12 protein-coding genes are annotated in these 16,762 nt (G+C 58.4%); 2 read left to right on the forward strand and 10 right to left on the reverse strand.

Annotated features, from left to right (window positions below):
• Positions 1-47: 47 nt before the first annotated feature.
• The 4 genes from FEZ62_RS09520 to FEZ62_RS09535 all read right to left on the reverse strand — a co-directional run bounded on the left by FEZ62_RS09520 (position 48) and on the right by FEZ62_RS09535 (position 3,783).
• Positions 48-845 carry a universal stress protein gene (locus tag FEZ62_RS09520; protein WP_090510223.1) on the reverse strand — a complete coding sequence of 266 codons (798 nt, stop codon included), beginning with the start codon at positions 843-845 and terminating at the stop codon, positions 48-50.
• Between the two features lie 85 nt (positions 846-930).
• Positions 931-1,374 carry a YiiD C-terminal domain-containing protein gene (locus FEZ62_RS09525; RefSeq protein ID WP_172927488.1) on the reverse strand — a complete coding sequence of 148 codons (444 nt, stop codon included), beginning with the start codon at positions 1,372-1,374 and terminating at the stop codon, positions 931-933.
• Positions 1,375-1,497: 123 nt separating this feature from the next.
• Complete coding sequence (gene trxC / locus FEZ62_RS09530) at positions 1,498-1,932, reverse strand: thioredoxin TrxC (protein WP_069898342.1); 435 nt, start codon at positions 1,930-1,932, stop codon at positions 1,498-1,500.
• A gap of 60 nt (positions 1,933-1,992) precedes the next feature.
• Positions 1,993-3,783 carry an SLC13 family permease gene (locus FEZ62_RS09535; protein ID WP_069898341.1) on the reverse strand — a complete coding sequence of 597 codons (1,791 nt, stop codon included), beginning with the start codon at positions 3,781-3,783 and terminating at the stop codon, positions 1,993-1,995.
• A 223-nt stretch (positions 3,784-4,006) separates the two neighbouring features.
• Here FEZ62_RS09535 and FEZ62_RS09540 point away from each other — a divergent pair, with 223 nt between their 5' ends.
• A complete protein-coding gene (locus FEZ62_RS09540; protein ID WP_172927489.1) occupies positions 4,007-4,705 on the forward strand; it encodes an aspartate/glutamate racemase family protein in 699 nt (232 codons plus the stop codon).
• A 33-nt stretch (positions 4,706-4,738) separates the two neighbouring features.
• Here the strand turns inward: FEZ62_RS09540 and FEZ62_RS09545 are convergent, their stop codons facing one another.
• The 6 genes from FEZ62_RS09545 to FEZ62_RS09570 all read right to left on the reverse strand — a co-directional run bounded on the left by FEZ62_RS09545 (position 4,739) and on the right by FEZ62_RS09570 (position 15,706).
• Positions 4,739-6,199 carry a protein adenylyltransferase SelO gene (locus FEZ62_RS09545; RefSeq protein WP_172927490.1) on the reverse strand — a complete coding sequence of 487 codons (1,461 nt, stop codon included), beginning with the start codon at positions 6,197-6,199 and terminating at the stop codon, positions 4,739-4,741.
• A gap of 72 nt (positions 6,200-6,271) precedes the next feature.
• Positions 6,272-9,628 carry a mechanosensitive channel MscK gene (gene mscK / locus FEZ62_RS09550; RefSeq protein WP_172927491.1) on the reverse strand — a complete coding sequence of 1,119 codons (3,357 nt, stop codon included), beginning with the start codon at positions 9,626-9,628 and terminating at the stop codon, positions 6,272-6,274.
• A 33-nt stretch (positions 9,629-9,661) separates the two neighbouring features.
• Positions 9,662-11,407, reverse strand: a complete 1,746-nt coding sequence (locus FEZ62_RS09555; RefSeq protein ID WP_090510237.1) for a potassium/proton antiporter — start codon at positions 11,405-11,407, stop codon at positions 9,662-9,664.
• A gap of 184 nt (positions 11,408-11,591) precedes the next feature.
• The gene (locus FEZ62_RS09560) at positions 11,592-13,394 is read right to left on the reverse strand and encodes an acyl-CoA dehydrogenase (protein WP_150547810.1); all 1,803 of its coding nucleotides are present in this window, start codon (positions 13,392-13,394) and stop codon (positions 11,592-11,594) included.
• 81 nt (positions 13,395-13,475) lie between these two features.
• A complete protein-coding gene (locus FEZ62_RS09565) occupies positions 13,476-14,519 on the reverse strand; it encodes a nitronate monooxygenase (protein WP_172927492.1) in 1,044 nt (347 codons plus the stop codon).
• Positions 14,519-15,706: a YbfB/YjiJ family MFS transporter gene (locus FEZ62_RS09570; protein ID WP_242454920.1), complete on the reverse strand. Its 1,188-nt coding sequence runs from the start codon at positions 15,704-15,706 to the stop codon at positions 14,519-14,521. The genes FEZ62_RS09565 and FEZ62_RS09570 overlap by 1 nt, the downstream gene beginning before the upstream one ends.
• Before the next feature lie 192 nt (positions 15,707-15,898).
• On the opposite strand from FEZ62_RS09570, the gene rlmJ reads away from it, so the two are divergent.
• Positions 15,899-16,735, forward strand: a complete 837-nt coding sequence (rlmJ, locus tag FEZ62_RS09575; protein WP_069898334.1) for a 23S rRNA (adenine(2030)-N(6))-methyltransferase RlmJ — start codon at positions 15,899-15,901, stop codon at positions 16,733-16,735.
• The last annotated feature ends 27 nt before the right edge of the window (positions 16,736-16,762 follow it).

Genomic DNA, 16,762 nt, shown 5'->3' on the forward strand with positions numbered 1-16,762 from the left:
CAGTTGTTTGAGCCTGATGATTCAGGCTCAGGCAAGATCACAGCGGTTTAGCGCACCACAAAAATGTCACACGGCGCCTTGTGCAGAAAGTGCTGCGCAAGGCTGCCGAGCAACGCTTGGGACAATGCGCTGCGACCGTGACTGCCCAGCACCAGCAGTTCGCCGCGCCGGCTTTTCAGCTCTTCCTGCAAACCACGCAAAATCCCGCCTTGCTGCACGCTGTGAGTGAGCTTCGGGCCCTCTGCTGGCAGTTTCTCCTGCTCATCTTTGAGCAGTTGTTCGATCAACATGCACTGCATGCGGAACTCTGTCTCGTCCTTTTTCGCGCTGCTTTTCTCCGGGCAATAGACATGCAATGCATGCAGCTCGGCGGTGGGCGGGAGCAGGCAATAGGCCTTTTCCAGCGCGCAGCACGAGCACACCGAGAAGTCGAGGGCGGAGACTGCGCGTTTGTACGGGCTGAATTCATCGCGCGCGACAACCAGCATCGGCACCGTACTTCTGCGGGCGATGCGGTCGAGGCTGGTGCCGTTGAAGAAGTCGTGGCGATTATGGTGAGCGCCCAACACCAGCAGGTCGCAGTCCAGGTCGATTATTTGCTGCAGCACCACTTCAGACGGCTTGCCGCCCATAATCACCCGGGCCGTGGAATCCGGCGCGTACTCAGCAATACTCATGTTCAGGCTCTTTTTGGCCTGGGTATGCTGCTGTTGGCTTTGGCTGGGGTTGAGCACGTGCAAGACCGTCAATTTGGCATTGTGCTGCGCTGCCAGCTGGTTGGCGCGCTGCAACGCCAGATTCGCGGTTTCACGTAAGTCGTGGGCGATAAGGATGTGCGTGGTCATCAGTAAAAATCTCCTGCCGAGACAAGTCGGCAAATTTATTATGCTCCATGGCTTAGCCGCTAATAGACCCAAATCGGGTCTGGCATTAATAAGCCCTTAACTGATACTGACCGTGGCTCACTGCCACAATCTCCCCCGTTTCGTCGGTTAGCTCAAGCGCCAGCTCATACTCGGCCTTGCCTTCGCGTTCGGCTTGGTCCTGCAGCGCCACTATCTGCTCTTGGCTGAGCGTTGCCTCAACGAATATATCGCTGCTGGCAGGGCGCCTGAATCGCAGGTTCATCTCTTTGATGATCGGGAAGAAGCGTTTTACATCGAAACTGGTGACGAACAATGCGCCGCCAGGGATCTCTGCCAATGTAAATAAAGCGCCTGCATACATGCTGCCAATATGGTTGGTGTTGCCCGCCAGGGGCATGCGTAAGCGCACAAAGCCCGGTTGCAGCGCTTCGGCTTTAAGGCCGCTGCGTTTTACGAAGGCTATTTGTTCTTCGGTCAGCAGGCGGGCGATTGCCTCGGGCATTGGCATATGTGCAGCCTCTTTATTTATTGTTATCGAATGCGGGCAGGGCGCTGAATAAGCGTTAACCCTGAGAATTGCAGATAACTGTATACGAGGTATTTGGCAACGGCTAACCGCTTTACGTCGGCTTCAAATATTCTGCTGTTTCAGCCAGTCGAGTAACTGCGTCATGTTCATGGCACCGCTGATTCTCGCCAGCTCACTGCCCTGACGGTAGAGAATCAGGCTGGGGATCGAGCGGATGCCAAGTTGGCCGGCGAGTTGCTGATTGGCTTCACTGTCGAGTTTGGCCAAACGTGCGCGGCCACTCAGTTGCGCGGCAGCCTGGGTAAAAGTTGGCGCAAAGGCCTGGCACGGACCGCACCAGCTTGCCCAGACATCGACCAGTAAAGGCAGGTCGCCCTTAATCTGGGCCGCAAAGTTACTGGCGTTCAGTTCAAACGGGGTATTGAGCAGTACGCTATTTTTGCAGCGCCCGCAGCGCGGCGCATCACTCAGCCGGTCGGCCGGAATACGGTTGAGGCCATTGCAGCTGGGGCAGGGGATTAGTAGCGGTTGTGTCATCTTCGGCTCCACAAGAATTACCTGCAATGTGCAGGCATCGTGCGCCGATATCAAGGGCTGCTACAGCGGCGTAAGTGGCCAGAATAGCGGGATGACAATCGTCGCGACGACCCAAAGCAGTAGATTAAGCGGAATGCCGACCCTCATGAAATCGGTAAACTTATAACCGCCCGCGTTATATACAAAGGTATTGGTCTGATAGCCGATTGGCGTGGCGAAGCTGGCGCTGGCGGCAAACATCACAGCGACCACAAACGGGCGCGGGTCGACGCCCAGATGCTGCGCCAGCCCGATGGCGATTGGAGTGACCAATACAGCAACCGCGTTGTTGGACAAAAGCTCGGTTAGTATCGATGTGAACAGGTAGATGAACGACAGCATCAACAGCGGCCCGGCCCACGGCAGCCAGCCCATGACGTTCTCGACCAGTATCTTCACCAGCCCGACTTTGTCCATGGCAATGCTGATTGCCAGCATGCCGAAGATCAGGCTGAGAATTTTCCAGTCGACGGCCTTGTAAGCATCCTCGACATCAAGGCAGCGAGTTGCCAGTACTGCGACCGCACCAATTATGGCCAGGCCTTCAATCGGCATCACGCCGAAGGCGGCGAGCAGCATCACGGCCAATGTTGCGACAATTGCTATCGGCGCTTTATCACGGCGGAAGGCGCGCTCTTGCACGGCGTGCAGGCTGATCAGTTCACCGTTGTCGGCAAAGCGTTTGATCTGCGCGGGCGTGCCTTCTACCAGCATTACATCGCCAAACTGCAACTCGAAGTCATCGAGGTTGCCTTGCACATTCTCGTCCTGACGGTGCACGGCGAGCACGGCAATACCGTAGCGGGCGGTGAGGTCGAGGTCGCGCATCGGGCGATGGCTGTAGCGAGAGTTACGGCCCACGATGGCCTCGGCCAGAATGACATCATGGCTGCTGATGGTCTCGAATGCGTCGCTGCGATTGAACGTCAGGTGGCCGCTTTCGCGCAGCTCGACCACGTTCTTGACCTGACCGTGCAGCACCAGCCGGTCGCCCATTTCCAGTACGGTGTCGTGACCCGGCTCGGTTATTTCCAGCGCCTCACGGAACAGTTTGAGCACTTGCAGGCCGCTGCCGCCATTGAGGTTGGCTTCGCTGAGGGTTTTACCGATAACCGGCGACTCGTGCGGCACCAGTAATTCGGTCATGAAGGTGCGGTCGAGATCAGGGCGCAGTTGGCGCGAAAGAGTGTCGCGATCTGGCAGCAGGTGGCGGCCAACCAATAACAGGTATGCCATGCCCGCAGTTGCCAGAATCAGACCGGCTCCGGTGATCTCGAAAATCCCGAAGGGCGCAAGTCCGGCCTTGCGTGCCACGCCGTCGACCAGAATGTTGGTCGAGGTGCCAATCATCGTCAGCGTGCCGCCCAGAATGGTTGCGTAAGACAACGGGATAAGCAGCTTGGACGGCATGGTGCCAGCGCGGCGGGCGAGGGAAATCGCAACCGGAGTGAGAATCGCCACCACCGGGGTGTTATTCAGGCAGGCGGAAATAACCAGTGCGGTCAGGGTTAAGCCGGTGAGCACGCGAATCGGGCTGGTGCCGACCAGATTGCCCAGCCAGTTGCCCAGCGCATCAACGCAGCCGGTGCGCTCCAGTGCTGCCGAGAGCACGAACATGCAGGCGATGGTGACCGGGGCGGAGTTGGACAGCACGCTGAGAACTTCAGCGGGCGTCAGCAGTTGGGTGATCAGCAGGGCTGCCACTGCGATTGCAGCGACGATATCCGGGCTCCACTTCTCACGAACAAAGGCGAACAACACCCAGACCAGCAGTGCGCCGACAAACAGCAACGGCAATGAAACCCCGAGCATTGATGTCCCAACCTTGAACCGTGGAAGTGGTGAGCTGGCGATGAGAGCCGGCACAAGGTCGCCAAGATAGTGGGCTTTGCTTAGATAGTCTAAGAATGTTTGGGCAGGTTTATATGCGATTTTGGATTAACCAAAACTGCTGTACTTTGGATATATGTGGCAACTGTCACTAGGCCCATTTATGCCCGGGTGTTAGTTTCAGTTTTTACCCGGAGGTGATGCGATGCAGCAACTAGGCGTAATCGGTGGCATGAGCTGGGAGTCCACGGCAAGCTATTACCGGCTGCTGAATCAGGGCGTTCGCGAGCGCGCCGGCGGTTTGCATTCAGCGCCGTTGCTTTTGCATTCACTGGATTTCGCTCAGGTCGCAGCGTTGCAAAGCAGTGGCGACTGGAAGGCCGCGGGGGCGTTGTTGGCCGACAGTGCGCAGCGCCTTGAGCAGGCCGGCGCGACAGCTTTGTTGCTGGCCACCAACACCATGCACAAAGTGGCGCCTGTTATCGAGGCGGCCGTGTCGATCCCGCTTTTGCACATCGGCGATGCGGTGGGCCTTGCTTTACAGAATGCCGGTATCAAGCGGGCTGCCTTGCTGGGCACGCGCTTCACCATGCTGGAAGATTTCTACCGGTTGCGGCTGGCGGAACGCTTCGACATTGATGTGCGGATACCCAGCGAAGAGCAGATTGGCGAGATTGATCGGGTGATTTTTGCCGAGCTGTGCCGTGGTGTATTCACTGACGAGTCCCGCGCTTTTTACCTCGCGTGCCTTGAAGACATGCGAGCGCAGGGCTGCGAAGTGGGGATTCTGGGCTGCACCGAGATCGGCCTGCTGCTTGAGGGTGTCGAGGCTCCGCTGCCGTTGTACGACAGCACCGAGCTACACGTGCAGATGGGGCTGGACTGGATGCTGGCCGGCGACTGAATAAAGCCCGCCGGCAGCGTTTTCAGGCCAATGTCAGGATGAGCAACTGATCTCGAGGTGTTTGCCCCAGTCCGGCGGGCGCTGGGCGTAGCGCTCTTTGCCTGGCTGCTCATCGAATGGCTTGCTGAGTACCTCATGCAGTTCGCGGACAGGCGCGTAATCGCCCGCCTCAGCAGCCTCGATAGCCTCTTGCGCCAAATAGTTGCGCAGAATGTATTTGGGATTGGCAGCGTGCATCCGCGTGCGGCGTTGCTCTTGTGTGTCGCCCTCAAGCTGGCTTCTTGCGATGTAGTCGGCTGACCAGGCATCGAAGCCGGTAAGGTCGGTGAAGTCTTCACGCAAGCGTGCGCAGGCAGCCTCTGCCGTGCTGTCTCCGAGTTCGCGGAAAAACCGGGTGTAATCAATCGCGCTGCTTTGCATCAGTTGCAGCAGGGTGCGGATGCGATCGCCATCGTTATCATCGGCCGTGAGCAGGCCCAGACGTTTGCGCATCAGGTTCAGATAGTGGGCCTCGTACAGCGGCAGGAACAGCTCCAGGCTTTCACGCAGTTGATCGACGCTGACCAGCGGTGTCAGCGCCTGTCCCAGCGCCGCGAGATTCCATTGGGCGATTGGCACCTGATTGCTGAAACTATAACGGCCGGTGTCATCCGAGTGGTTGCAGATGTGTCGGGCGTCGAAATCATCGAGGAAGGCGTAAGGGCCATAATCGAAAGTGATGCCGAGAATCGACATGTTGTCGGTGTTCATCACGCCGTGGCAAAAGCCGTAAGTTTGCCAGTAAGCGATCATTTCGGCGTTGCGTTCGATGATGGTCTTGAACATCGCCAGATACGGCTCGGGCTCGCTTCGGCATTCGCTGTAATGCGCGTCGAGTACGTGGTCGGCGAGTTGTTTCAGCAGTTCGTGCTGCTTGGTGTAATAGAAATACTCGAAGCTGCCAAAGCGCACATGGCTGCGGGCCAGGCGTAACAACATGGCGGCATTTTCACGCTTCTCGCGCCACACCGGCGTGCTCGAACTGGTCACGCACAGCGCCCGCGATGTGGCGATGCCCAGCGCATGCAGGTGCTCGCTGGCGAGAAATTCGCGGATTGAACTGCGCAACACCGCGCGGCCATCAGCCATGCGCGAATACGGCGTCGGGCCTGCGCCTTTCAGGTGCAGGTCCCAGTGTTCGCCGCTGTCATTGAGCACTTCACCGAGTAACAGGCCCCGACCGTCGCCAAGGCGCGGCGTGTAGCCGCCGAACTGGTGGCCGGAGTAAACCATCGCCCGCGGCTCGGCTTCACTCCACAGCTTGTGGCCCGCGAATATCTCAGTGAACAGCGGGTTATCCAGCTCCTTTGGGTCAAGGTCGAGCAACGTGGCTGCGCCCAAGCTGGCGACTACCAGCTTGGGGTCACTGATCGGCTCGGGATTGACCTCGGTCGAAAAGCTATCGCCAAGGCGGGCAAAGCGATTATCGAATGTCAGGTCGGTGAGTAACTTCAAAACCACGCTCCAGCAAAACTGTGGCCGCCGGCAAGAAGGCCGACGGCGTTAACACCGACAATAACGCCATGCTTAGTTCGGGTCGACCGCTGGCGGTTGCTTGTTCAGATCATCGGGCTGTTTTTGCTCCGGCTCGTCACTGACGAAGCTGGTCTTGCCGGTTTTCAAATTGAGTTCGAGACCTTTCAAGCTCTTCACTGAAACATCGAGCTGATTGAATGCCATCTCGACATTGTTCTCGCGGAAGCTCATGGCGATTTTGGTCAACAACTCGTCGGTGGCGGCGTTGCGATCAGCCAGTTCGCGCACATGCACGCGCAGCTCGTAATTGAAGGTGCTGGCGCCAATGCTGAGGAAGAACAGCACTGGTTCCGGGTCGCGCAGTACCCGCGGATTATCCATGGCTGCCTGCATCATCAGCTTGCGTGCCAACTCAAGATCCGCCTCATACGCCAGGCCAATCGTGATGATCACGCGGGTGATGGTGTCATTCAGCGACCAGTTGATCAGTTGGTCGGTGACGAAGGTTTTATTCGGCACGATGATTTCTTTGCGATCAAAGTCGGTAATCGTGGTGGCGCGAATGCGGATACGGCTTACCGTGCCGGACAGGTTGCCGATGGTGACTACGTCGCCAATTCGCACCGGACGCTCGAACAGGATGATCAGACCGGAAATGAAGTTGGCAAAAATTTCCTGCAAGCCGAAACCCAAGCCGACTGACAGGGCTGCTACCAGCCACTGCAGTTTGTCCCAGCTCAAGCCCAGGGTTGAGAGGGTAATAACCGAGCCGAGGCCGACAATGACGTAAGAGAGCAAGGTTGTGGTGGCATAAGCACTGCCTTGCGCAAGTTTCATCCGCGACAACACCAGCACTTCCAGCAGGCCCGGCAAGTTACGGCCCAGCGCGATGGTAATACCGATTATCAGCAGCGAGCTGAGAACGTCGCTGAGGCTGATCGGTACAACGCTGGCCGTGGCGCCCGAGCCCGTGCTGTATTCGTAGAGCGTGACGTTATCCAGGTAGGAGAACACTGAAATCAAATCGGCCCAGACCAGATACAACCCAACCACGAAGGTACCCACCAGCGCGAGTCGAATCAGGCGTAGCGATTGCTGGTTGATCTGGTCGATGTCGAGCGTGGGCTCCTCTACAACAACGTCAGAGCCGTCGGAGTCTTCTTGCGCCTGGCGTTTGCTCAGAGCGCGTTGATAAGCAAGGCGCCGGGCCGCAACTGCCAGACCACGGATCAGCGTGGCTTCGATGATGACCCAGAATATCAGCAGGTAAATGGTGTAGATGAGTCGGTCAGTCAGCCTCAGCGCGGTGTAGTAATAGCCAAATCCAACGGCGATGATCAGCGCCAGTGGCAGCAGACTGAACAAGCAGCCGATGAGGGTGCGGAAGGTCGATGAGTTTTCGCGGGCAGGCCCGCTGATCAGCAGTTTGTACAGCAGCCACGCCATAAGGGCGTAGCAGGAAATAACCACGCCGATGCCAATAACGTCATTGGCTAACTCAGCCGGTTGGCGTTCGGCCACGGTAACCACCGCCACCAGCGCAATGACCACAAGGCCGAGGTAGCGAATTTGCCGGTGCAGGAACGCGACATTGGGCTTGCCCCAACGGAAATGCAGTTCTGCAACGCCGCCCGGAGAGAGAATCCGGTAGCAGGTATAAAACACTAACCACGCGAATGCCATGCCGTAGAGCGCCGAACCCAGGTTGGCGTTCTGTCCGCGTGCATCCATTTGCAGGGCAAAGCCGCAGAGTCCGAAGAACAAGGCACCCGGCAAAGCCAGCAGGACATTCAGCAGCAACGCCATTGGCGTGTGCAATTGACCGTCACGCTTGTAGTGGCCAATGTCGTGGTGCAGTTCCTTGAGCTTCTTGTAGATAATCCCCCGGCGCCAGAGCAGGAAGCTGATCAGCAGCAACAAGGGCAGGAACAGCAGCGGTCGCTCGACCAGCCCTGCGCCCAGCTCTTGAGAGCTCGAGCGCCAGGGCAGTTCGGATATCTGGTGCTGGAGACGCGCAGGCATTTCCTCGAACCAGGAAATATCGAGCGGTTTGTTACTGGGGATCCAGAACAATTGCTCGTCGAGCGTCTCACGCAGGGTTTTAACGCTGGTTTGCAGTTGCTTCTGGTTCAACTGCAAGGTAATCGACTCGTTGAGGACCGCGTTCAGTTCACGATTGAGTCGGTCCAGCAGGTCACGACGGGTCTGGATCAGTGACGTCAGCGATTTTTTGACTTCGGGCGTGACTTCTTCGGCAGGCTGCTTGGCGAGTTTATCTTCAACGTAAGTGTCGGGGTTGCTGATCTGCTCGCGGGCTTGGTTGAGTTCGAATTGGTACAGGCGAATATCGGCAATGTCGTCACTCAGGCCGGCGTCGATCTCGAGAGAGGGCAGGGCTTTTTTCTGCTGATATAGAACTTTCGACAGCAACAGACTGCCCTGCAAAACGTTGATCTGTTCGTCCAGCGCCTGATCAATCTGATTAAGCGAGTCGAGCTTCTGCTTGGTTTGCAGGTTCTTCTGGGTAAGCTGATTGAGCCGGTCAGTCGCACGCAGCAGGTAATCTGAATATTTCAGATTCAAGCTGCTCTCAAGGCTGAGCAGTTTGTCTGAACCGGCTTTCTCGGCCTCCAGCGACTGCTCGCTAACGGTTTGTTGCGACTGTTCGCGGCGTTTGTCATTGATCAGCGTTTGCAGGTCTATCAGCTCTTGCTCAAGGCGCTTGATGCGCACTTCGAGCAGGTCGCGCTGGCTGCTGCCGAGGTCCTGTAGCAGGCTGTTGCCGCTCAACTCCTGGCGGCGCAACTCGGTTTGCGCATTGAGCTGATCGACTTCAGCATTGAGCTGGTCGCGCATTTCGCTGCTGAGGGCTTTGCCATCCATCTTGCCGGCTTTGAGGATGCCGGCAATTTCGCGGGCGCGAACCTGATTGCTGCTGATTTCGGCTTGTGCACGTTCCGGGCGGGTTTGTGCGGTGATGATCAGGCTATTGGCTTCAATAATGTCTTTCTGCCATTGAGCCAACTGATTACTGCGCTCGTTGATCAGTTGCTCAAGGTCGGACACTTTGCTGTTGGCGTAGCGTTCCTGAACTGGCGTCGGCGTGCTGCCTTTCAAACGGGCCAGCTCACGTTGGGCCTCACCAATCAGGCGTGGTGCTTCATCGAGCCGGGCCTTGAGGTCGTCAAGTTTCTTGACGCTGTCCTTCTGGTCATTGAGCAGGCTCAGGGTTTTTTCCAGAACCTGTTTCAGCTCGGCCGCATCCGCTTCCGGCAGATTACGCTCGTTGATGGTTTCCAGGCTGCGCTGGACATCTTCGCTTTTAGGCGTTTGCGCCGCGTGGGCCATGGGCATGGCCACGCTAAGGCCAAGAAGAATAGATAAAGCAACGCTACGAATTGATGGCATGGGCGCTATCTGGCGACTCAGAGTGATAAACAGTTAGAGAAACAAACCCGGGCTGGGGCGGCTACCTTCCGGAAACTTGACCCCGACCTTGCGAATTTTATTGCCTTCCATGGTGGCGACCGTCCAGGTCAAACCTTGCCATTCGACCTGATCGCCTACGACAGGTTCACCGCCGATTTCCTGCGCGATAAAGCGGCCCAGCTGCTGGTTGCTGTCGGCTTCAGTGACCTTTAAACCGTACAGCGCGGCCACGGCGGAAAGTTCGGCATCGCCTTCAAGTACGAAGTCACCAAAGAAGCGTAGATCTTGTCCGCGCTTCGGTGCCTGACTAAACAGTTTTCCCAGCGCCGGCAGATCATGTTCGTGACCGATGACGCAAAGCATGTCGCCAGCCTCGAGCCGGGTACTGCCTGACGGGTGGAGCAATTGCTGATTGCGGAACAAGGCGCCAATGCGCGTTCCCTGCGGCATTTTCAGCTCGCGCAGCGCCGCGCCGATGCACCATTTTTCGGCGCCCAGACGATAGATGAACAATTCCCATTGGCTCGTCGGGTGCACTTCAAGGCCGGTGCGCGATACCGGAGCTGGCTCTGGCGGTACAGTCACGCGCAGTAACTTGGCGGCCAGCGGCAAACTGCTGCCTTGCAGAAGCAGCGAGACCAGAACAATAAAGAAGGCCACGTTGAAGAACAGTTGCGCATTCGGCAGCCCGGCCATGAGCGGGAACACCGCGAGAATAATCGGCACGGCGCCGCGCAAACCGACCCATGCGATAAACACTCGCTCGCGGTCGTGGAACGCGCGAAATGGCATCAGGCCGAGGAAGATCGACAGCGGCCGCGCAAACAGAATCATCCACAGCGCCAAACCGAGTGCAGGCAGCGCAATGGCCAGCAGCTCATGCGGTGTAATCAGCAAGCCAAGTACCAGGAACATGCCAATCTGAGCCAGCCAGGTCAGGCCGTCGAGCATGTGCAGAATGCCGTGGCGCGAGCGAATCGGTTGATTGCCCAGCAGCAGACCGCACAGGTAAATCGCCAGAATGCCACTGCCGCCGAATGCAGTGGTAATGGCAAAGATCATCAGGCCGCCACTGACTACCAGCAGAGGGTAGAGCCCGTTGGCCAGCGCCATGCGATTGACCAGATTGAGCAGCAGCCAGCCGCCGCCCAGACCCAATATGCCGCCCAGGCCGAATTGCAACACCAACTGCATCAGCAAGTCCCAGCTAAAGCCGGTCTGGCCGCTTGATAACATGCTGATCAGGGTGACAGTGAGGAATACCGCCATCGGGTCGTTGCTGCCGGATTCGATTTCCAGGGTGGCGCTGACACGTTCGTTGAGGCCGCTGCCACCGAGCAGGCTGAATACGGCGGCGGCGTCTGTTGAGCCGACGATTGCGCCGATCAGCAGGCCTTCCATCAGACTCAGATCAAACAGCCACGCGGCGGCGACGCCGGTGAGCCCAGCCGTGACCATTACCCCGACAGTTGCCAGTGATAACGAGGGCCAGAGCGCCACGCGGAAACTCGACACGCGGGTGCGCATACCACCGTCGAGCAAGATGATGGCCAATGCCAGGTTGCCTACCAGATAGGCCAGCGGATAATTGTTGAAGACGATGCCGCCCGGACCGTCGACGCCGGCGAGCATGCCGACCGCGAGAAAGATAACCAGGATCGGGATGCCGAAGCGCGAGCCGAAGGCGCTGACCAGAATGCTCAACGCAACCAGCAATGCACCAATCATGAACAGGCTGTTGATGGTGCTGGCATCCAAGGGCACGTACTCCATATGCAGAGGAAGGTCGCGCCATGAAACTATGCATTGCGCGTGCCACTGATTCTAACCTGTGGCCCCGCAATTGGGTTAGCAATTGGCGTAAACAATTGCCTGAAAACTGTACCTAATGCTTGCGATGCGCCGGTTGCGAGTCACAACCGGCGCACCACGTCCGGCTGTTTCAGAACCAGTTGTCCTGCATGTTCAGGCAGGTGTCGTCACGCGCTTCCAAAAGGTCGAGGTCGTGCTGGCAGGCTGGCACTTCCCATGTCAGGAAGTAGCGCGCAGCCTGTAGCTTGCCCTGATAGAAGTCGGTGTCGGCAGGGTTGCCGTGCGCCAGACCTTGCTCAGCGCGAATTGCCTGTTCCAGCCAGCGCCAGCCAATCACGCAGTGGCCGAACACCTTGAGGTACAAGGCCGAGTTCGCCAGCCCCTGATTGACCTTGCCGCTCATCAAATCACCCAGCAACGCCAGGGTGACTGCCGACAGGCGTGCCAGTAACTGCTCAAGTGGCTGGCGCATTGCGTCAAGCGAGGTGAAGCCTTTGGCTTGCTCACAGCATTGTTGGATCAGCTTGACCAGCTGTTTGAGCGCGGCCCCGTTGTTCATCGAGATTTTGCGCCCCAGCAAGTCGAGCGACTGGATGCCGTGAGTGCCTTCGTGAATCGGGTTCAGGCGATTGTCGCGGTAATACTGCTCCACCGGATACTCGCGGGTATAACCGTGGCCGCCGAGAATCTGAATCGCCAGTTCGTTCGCCTTGAGGCAGAACTCAGAAGGCCAGGATTTGACGATTGGGGTCAGCAGGTCGAGCAGTTCCAAGGCGCTGCTGCGGGCCTCTGCGGTTTCAAGCGTCTGCGTGTCGTCAAACAATCTGGCTGCGTACAGGCCCAGATCAAAAGCGCCTTCGACATAAGCTTTCTGGGTCAGCAGCATGCGTCGCACGTCGGCGTGCTCGATGATCGCAACTTGGCTGCTGGTCGGGTCTTTGCCGTCTGGCAGTCGGCCTTGCGGACGTTGACGGGCGTAGTCGAGTGAGTACAGATAACCGGCATAGCCGAGCATGACCGCGCCCATGCCAACGCCGATCCGCGCCTCGTTCATCATCTGGAACATGTAGGCAAGGCCATGATGAGGCTTACCTACCAAGTAGCCTACACACTCGCCGTTATCGCCGAAGTTCAGCGCTGTTGAGGTGGTTCCGCGCCAGCCCATCTTGTGAAACAGGCCTGCCAGCAGAACGTCGTTGCGCTTGCCAAGCGAGCCGTCATCGTTGACCAGAAACTTGGGCACGATAAACAGCGAGATACCTTTTACGCCAGGCGGTGCATCCGGCAGTTTCGCCAGCACCATGTGCACAATGTTGTCTGACAGCGGATGGTCACCGCCGGAGATGAATATCTTGTTGCCCTTGAGCCGGTAAGTGCCATCTGCTGCTGGTTCGGCCCGCGTGCGGATATCCGACAGCGATGAGCCCGCGTGTGGCTCGGTGAGCGCCATAGTGCCGAAAAAGCGCCCGTCGATCATCGGTTGCAGGTAGCGCTGCTTTTGGTCTTCGTTGCCGAACGCCTCGATCAGATTGGCCGCGCCCATCGTCAGCATGGCGTACGACGAGGTCGCAATGTTGGCCGACTGGAAGTGCGCAAAGCAGGCCTGAGACAGTAGATTGGGCAACTGCATGCCGCCGACGTCGAATTCGCGGGTGGCATTCAGAAAACCAGCCTCAAGGAACGCATCGACCGCCGGCTTCACTTCCGGGATTAGCGTCGCCGCGCCATCAACGTATTCGGGCTCGTTTTCATCGTTCTTGCGGTTGTGCGGTGCGAACAGGTTTTCGGCGATGCTGCGCGCGGTATCGATTGCCGCGTTGAACGTTTCGCGGCTGTGCTCGGCAAAGCGCTCGCGCTGGGTAAGGGCCTCGGCATCCAGCACTTCATAGAGCTCGAAAGCGAGGTTGCGGGCGTTAAGCAGCGTCTCGGACATGGTGGGGCCTCCTGTTAATGAGGCCGAGTCTAGGCAGGCGCATCCGCTCTGCCCAGCATTATCAATTGGCGTGATAAAGCTTCACATGCTTAATCCTGCAGCCAAAGCCGCAGTGATCTGTGCGGCGGGCACGGCCTTGCAACCCATCAGGTTTTGCCCGGCCCAGAGCGGTGAGCAGTCGCCACGTCCGAGTTTCTCGGCTGCGCTGCGCAGCGGTGCAATGGCCGCGCTGGCCAGTGGAAATTCAGGTGCCTGGTCAGGTTGCGCGCCTAAAGTCCGGATAAGTTGATTGACGATTCCGCGTGCCGGACGACCGCTGAACAGGGTGGTCAGTGTTGTTTTAGCGCTGTCTGGGCTTTGCAGGGCCGCGCGATGCACGCTGCTGATAGTTGCCTCGGGCGTGAGCAAGTAGGCGCTGCCAACCTGCACGCCTGCGGCGCCTAGTTGCATCGCTGCGCTTACGCCGGCTGCATCGCTGATTCCGCCGGCAGCGATCACCGGAATGCTGACGGCGGCAACAATCTGCGGAACCAGTGCCAGCGTGCTGAGCTGGGTGCTGAGGTCCATGTCGAGGAAGATTCCGCGATGTCCGCCAGCCTCGAGGCCCTGAGCAATAATCGCATCCACGCCTCGTGCTTCAAGCCAACGCGCTTCGGCAACTGTCGTGGCGCAACCGAGAATCTTTGCGCCGCTGCTTTTTACCCGTGCCAGCAACTCAGGAGCCGGCAGGCCAAAGTGAAAGCTGACCACGGCAGGGCGCAATTCATCCAGTACGTCGGCCATTTCGCTGCTGAAGGGCAGGCGGCTGGCGCCGGCAGGAATGTTTTCAGGATCGATTGCGTACTCGGTGAAAAATGGTTGGAGCAACTCGCGCCATTGTTGTTCGCGAACCGGGTCGGCGGCCGGCATTTGATGGCAGAAGAAGTTGACGTTGCAGGGCACGTCTGTGAGCGCCTGCAGGGCTGTTAGTTCCCGCCGCAAGCCATTGGCGTCGAGCATGCCGGCAGGCAAGGAGCCGAGTGCGCCGCTTTGGCATACAGCTGCCGCCAGGCGATGGTCTTGGGCGCCCGCCATCGGCGCCTGGATAATCGGTAGTTTTACCCCAAGCAGTTCGGTCAGGCTCATCAGGTTGCATCCTTTGTGCGTGGAATCATTAACGTCCAGCATAACCCCCAAAGCAGCGCACCGGCACCAATGCCGAAGCACTGAGTGAGCGTGGCGCCACTCTCCAGCGCCTGCGCGCAAATCCACGGCCCCAGTAGCTGGCTGGCGCCATACAGGGCAATCAGTGCTGCGGAAAGGCGCGGGCCCTGATGCGGGTGAAGGGTGCGGGCCAGACGCTGAGTCAGGAAAACCGTGCCGATAAAACTGCCGCCCACCAGCACGCCACACATCACGATGCCGAATGCGCCCGGCCATATCATCGGTGCAGCAGCGCCCAATGCCTGCGCTGCGTAATTGCACACCAGCGCGCGGCGATCACCCAGGCGCGCGCCGAGGCTATTCCATAAGGCTATCGAAACCAGGCTGGCTGTTGCGGTCCATACCCAGGCGCCACTCAGTAACGGGTCGTTGGCGGGTAGTTGCTCGCGGGCAAGTGAAGGCAGGAACGTCATCGGCAGGATGTAGCCCAGCCCGGCCCCGGTATACGCCAGAAACAGTGGAATACTGGCGCGGTCGAACAGCGATGTACGGCTCTGCGTATGAACGTTTGCTTGCGGCTGGATCGTCAGGCGCCTGAGCAGCACGATGCTCAAGAGTGCCAGCGGAATACTCAGCAACGCCATCGGCCACCAGCGCGCCGCACCGCTGAGCCATTGTGCGGGCCAGGAAACGGTAGCGCTGGACAGTAACAAACCGCCGCCGAGGCCCAGATAGATCAGGCCGCTCAGCCGCGTGCGCTGGTGCTGGGCCAGCCATTCAAGTACCAATGCCGGCGCTTGCACAAACACCACGCCATTACTGATGCCGTTGGCGAGGCGCAGCCAGAGCAGGCTTTGGTAAGAATCAGCACCTACCTGCGCAAAAGTTACCAAGGTGTTTACGATCAGCGCCAATGGCAGGGCGATACGCATTCGCTGCGGTGCATGCAGAACCAGTGCGAGCAGGGCGCCAAGCAGATAGCCAATGTAATTTGAGGTCGCCACCCGCGCACCTTGTTCCAGCGTCAGCAGGCCATCGCTTACCAGGTAGGGGAGCAGCGGTGTGTAGGCAAAACGGCCGAGGCCGTGAACCACCATCAGCGCACTGGCACCCGCCAGCAGGGCAAGGAAAATTGAGTGTTTGGGCAGTGTGTCAGGCAGTGTTCTCATCGCAGGTCCGTCTTTTGGCGGGCTAAACCATAACGGCAGTTGTGCGGGTGATGCCAATTTTTCCGCAGTTTTACGACTTAAGTCGCGGGCTCCTGAGGTTGTCCAGACGCTGCGCTCATCGGTTTTGCAGCCAAACAGGCAAGGCGAAAACTCAGCAAACGGTTAAACTATCGGGCTTCAAGGAGCCTTTTCATGAATTACCGTCACGCCTTCCATGCCGGCAACCACGCCGATGTTCTCAAGCACCTGGTGCTCAGCCGTCTGTTGCTGTTGCTGTCTCGCAAGGAGGCGCCTTATGCCTACCTCGATACCCATGCCGGGCTTGGCTTGTACGATTTGACGGCCGATCAGGCTACCCGCACCGGTGAATGGCGTGACGGCATTGGCCGGCTCTGGGAGGCAGATGATCTGCCGGCGGCGTTCAATGAGTACTTCGGTGTGCTGCGGGCGATGAATCCGGACGGTCAGTTGCGCTATTACCCGGGCTCGCCCGAGTTGGCGCGCCAGCTGAGCCGTGAGCAGGATCGCCTGCAGTTCAACGAAAAACACCCTGAAGACGGTCGCCTGCTGAAAGAGAACATGGCGCATGACCGGCGCACAGCCGTGCATCTCGGGGAGGGCTGGTATGTGCCGCGCGCGCTGTTGCCTACTCAGGAAAAACGAATGGTGATGCTGATCGATCCGCCGTTTGAGCAGGCCGATGAGTTGGAGCGTTGTGTTGAGTCCTTGAATGATGCAATCGGTCGTATGCGTCAGGCTATCGTCGCCATCTGGTACCCGATCAAGGATGAGCGCCAGTTACGCCGCTTCTACAACGACTTGAGCAAGAGCAACGCGCCGAAGTTGCTGCGCGCAGAGTTGTTCGTGCATCCGGGCGATGATGCTCAGCGCCTTAACGGCTCTGGTCTGGTCATCAGTAATCCGCCTTGGGGGCTGGAAGACGAGCTGCGCCAAATTCTGCCCTGGCTTGCCAAACGACTGGCTCAAAGTGAAAGCAGCTGGCGTCTGGACTGGCTGATCGCTGAGTAATCTCGGCACGCTCAGCTCAAGCCTTTG

It is taken from the genome of Pseudomonas sp. MS19 (assembly GCF_013277615.1).
Classification (GTDB): Bacteria; Pseudomonadota; Gammaproteobacteria; order Pseudomonadales; family Pseudomonadaceae; genus Aquipseudomonas; species Aquipseudomonas marincola.

What these genes read in the sequence shown, in the direction of transcription:
- FEZ62_RS09540 (WP_172927489.1), top strand. Translation starts at nt 4,007, where the DNA reads ATGCAGCAACTAGGCGTAATCGGTGGCATGAGCTGGGAGTCCACGGCA.
- rlmJ (WP_069898334.1), top strand. Translation starts at nt 15,899, where the DNA reads ATGAATTACCGTCACGCCTTCCATGCCGGCAACCACGCCGATGTTCTC.
- FEZ62_RS09570 (WP_242454920.1), bottom strand. Translation starts at nt 15,706, where the DNA reads ATGAGAACACTGCCTGACACACTGCCCAAACACTCAATTTTCCTTGCC.
- FEZ62_RS09535 (WP_069898341.1), bottom strand. Translation starts at nt 3,783, where the DNA reads ATGCTCGGGGTTTCATTGCCGTTGCTGTTTGTCGGCGCACTGCTGGTC.
- FEZ62_RS09520 (WP_090510223.1), bottom strand. Translation starts at nt 845, where the DNA reads ATGACCACGCACATCCTTATCGCCCACGACTTACGTGAAACCGCGAAT.
- mscK (WP_172927491.1), bottom strand. Translation starts at nt 9,628, where the DNA reads ATGCCATCAATTCGTAGCGTTGCTTTATCTATTCTTCTTGGCCTTAGC.
- trxC (WP_069898342.1), bottom strand. Translation starts at nt 1,932, where the DNA reads ATGACACAACCGCTACTAATCCCCTGCCCCAGCTGCAATGGCCTCAAC.
- FEZ62_RS09560 (WP_150547810.1), bottom strand. Translation starts at nt 13,394, where the DNA reads ATGTCCGAGACGCTGCTTAACGCCCGCAACCTCGCTTTCGAGCTCTAT.
- FEZ62_RS09565 (WP_172927492.1), bottom strand. Translation starts at nt 14,519, where the DNA reads ATGAGCCTGACCGAACTGCTTGGGGTAAAACTACCGATTATCCAGGCG.
- FEZ62_RS09525 (WP_172927488.1), bottom strand. Translation starts at nt 1,374, where the DNA reads ATGCCAATGCCCGAGGCAATCGCCCGCCTGCTGACCGAAGAACAAATA.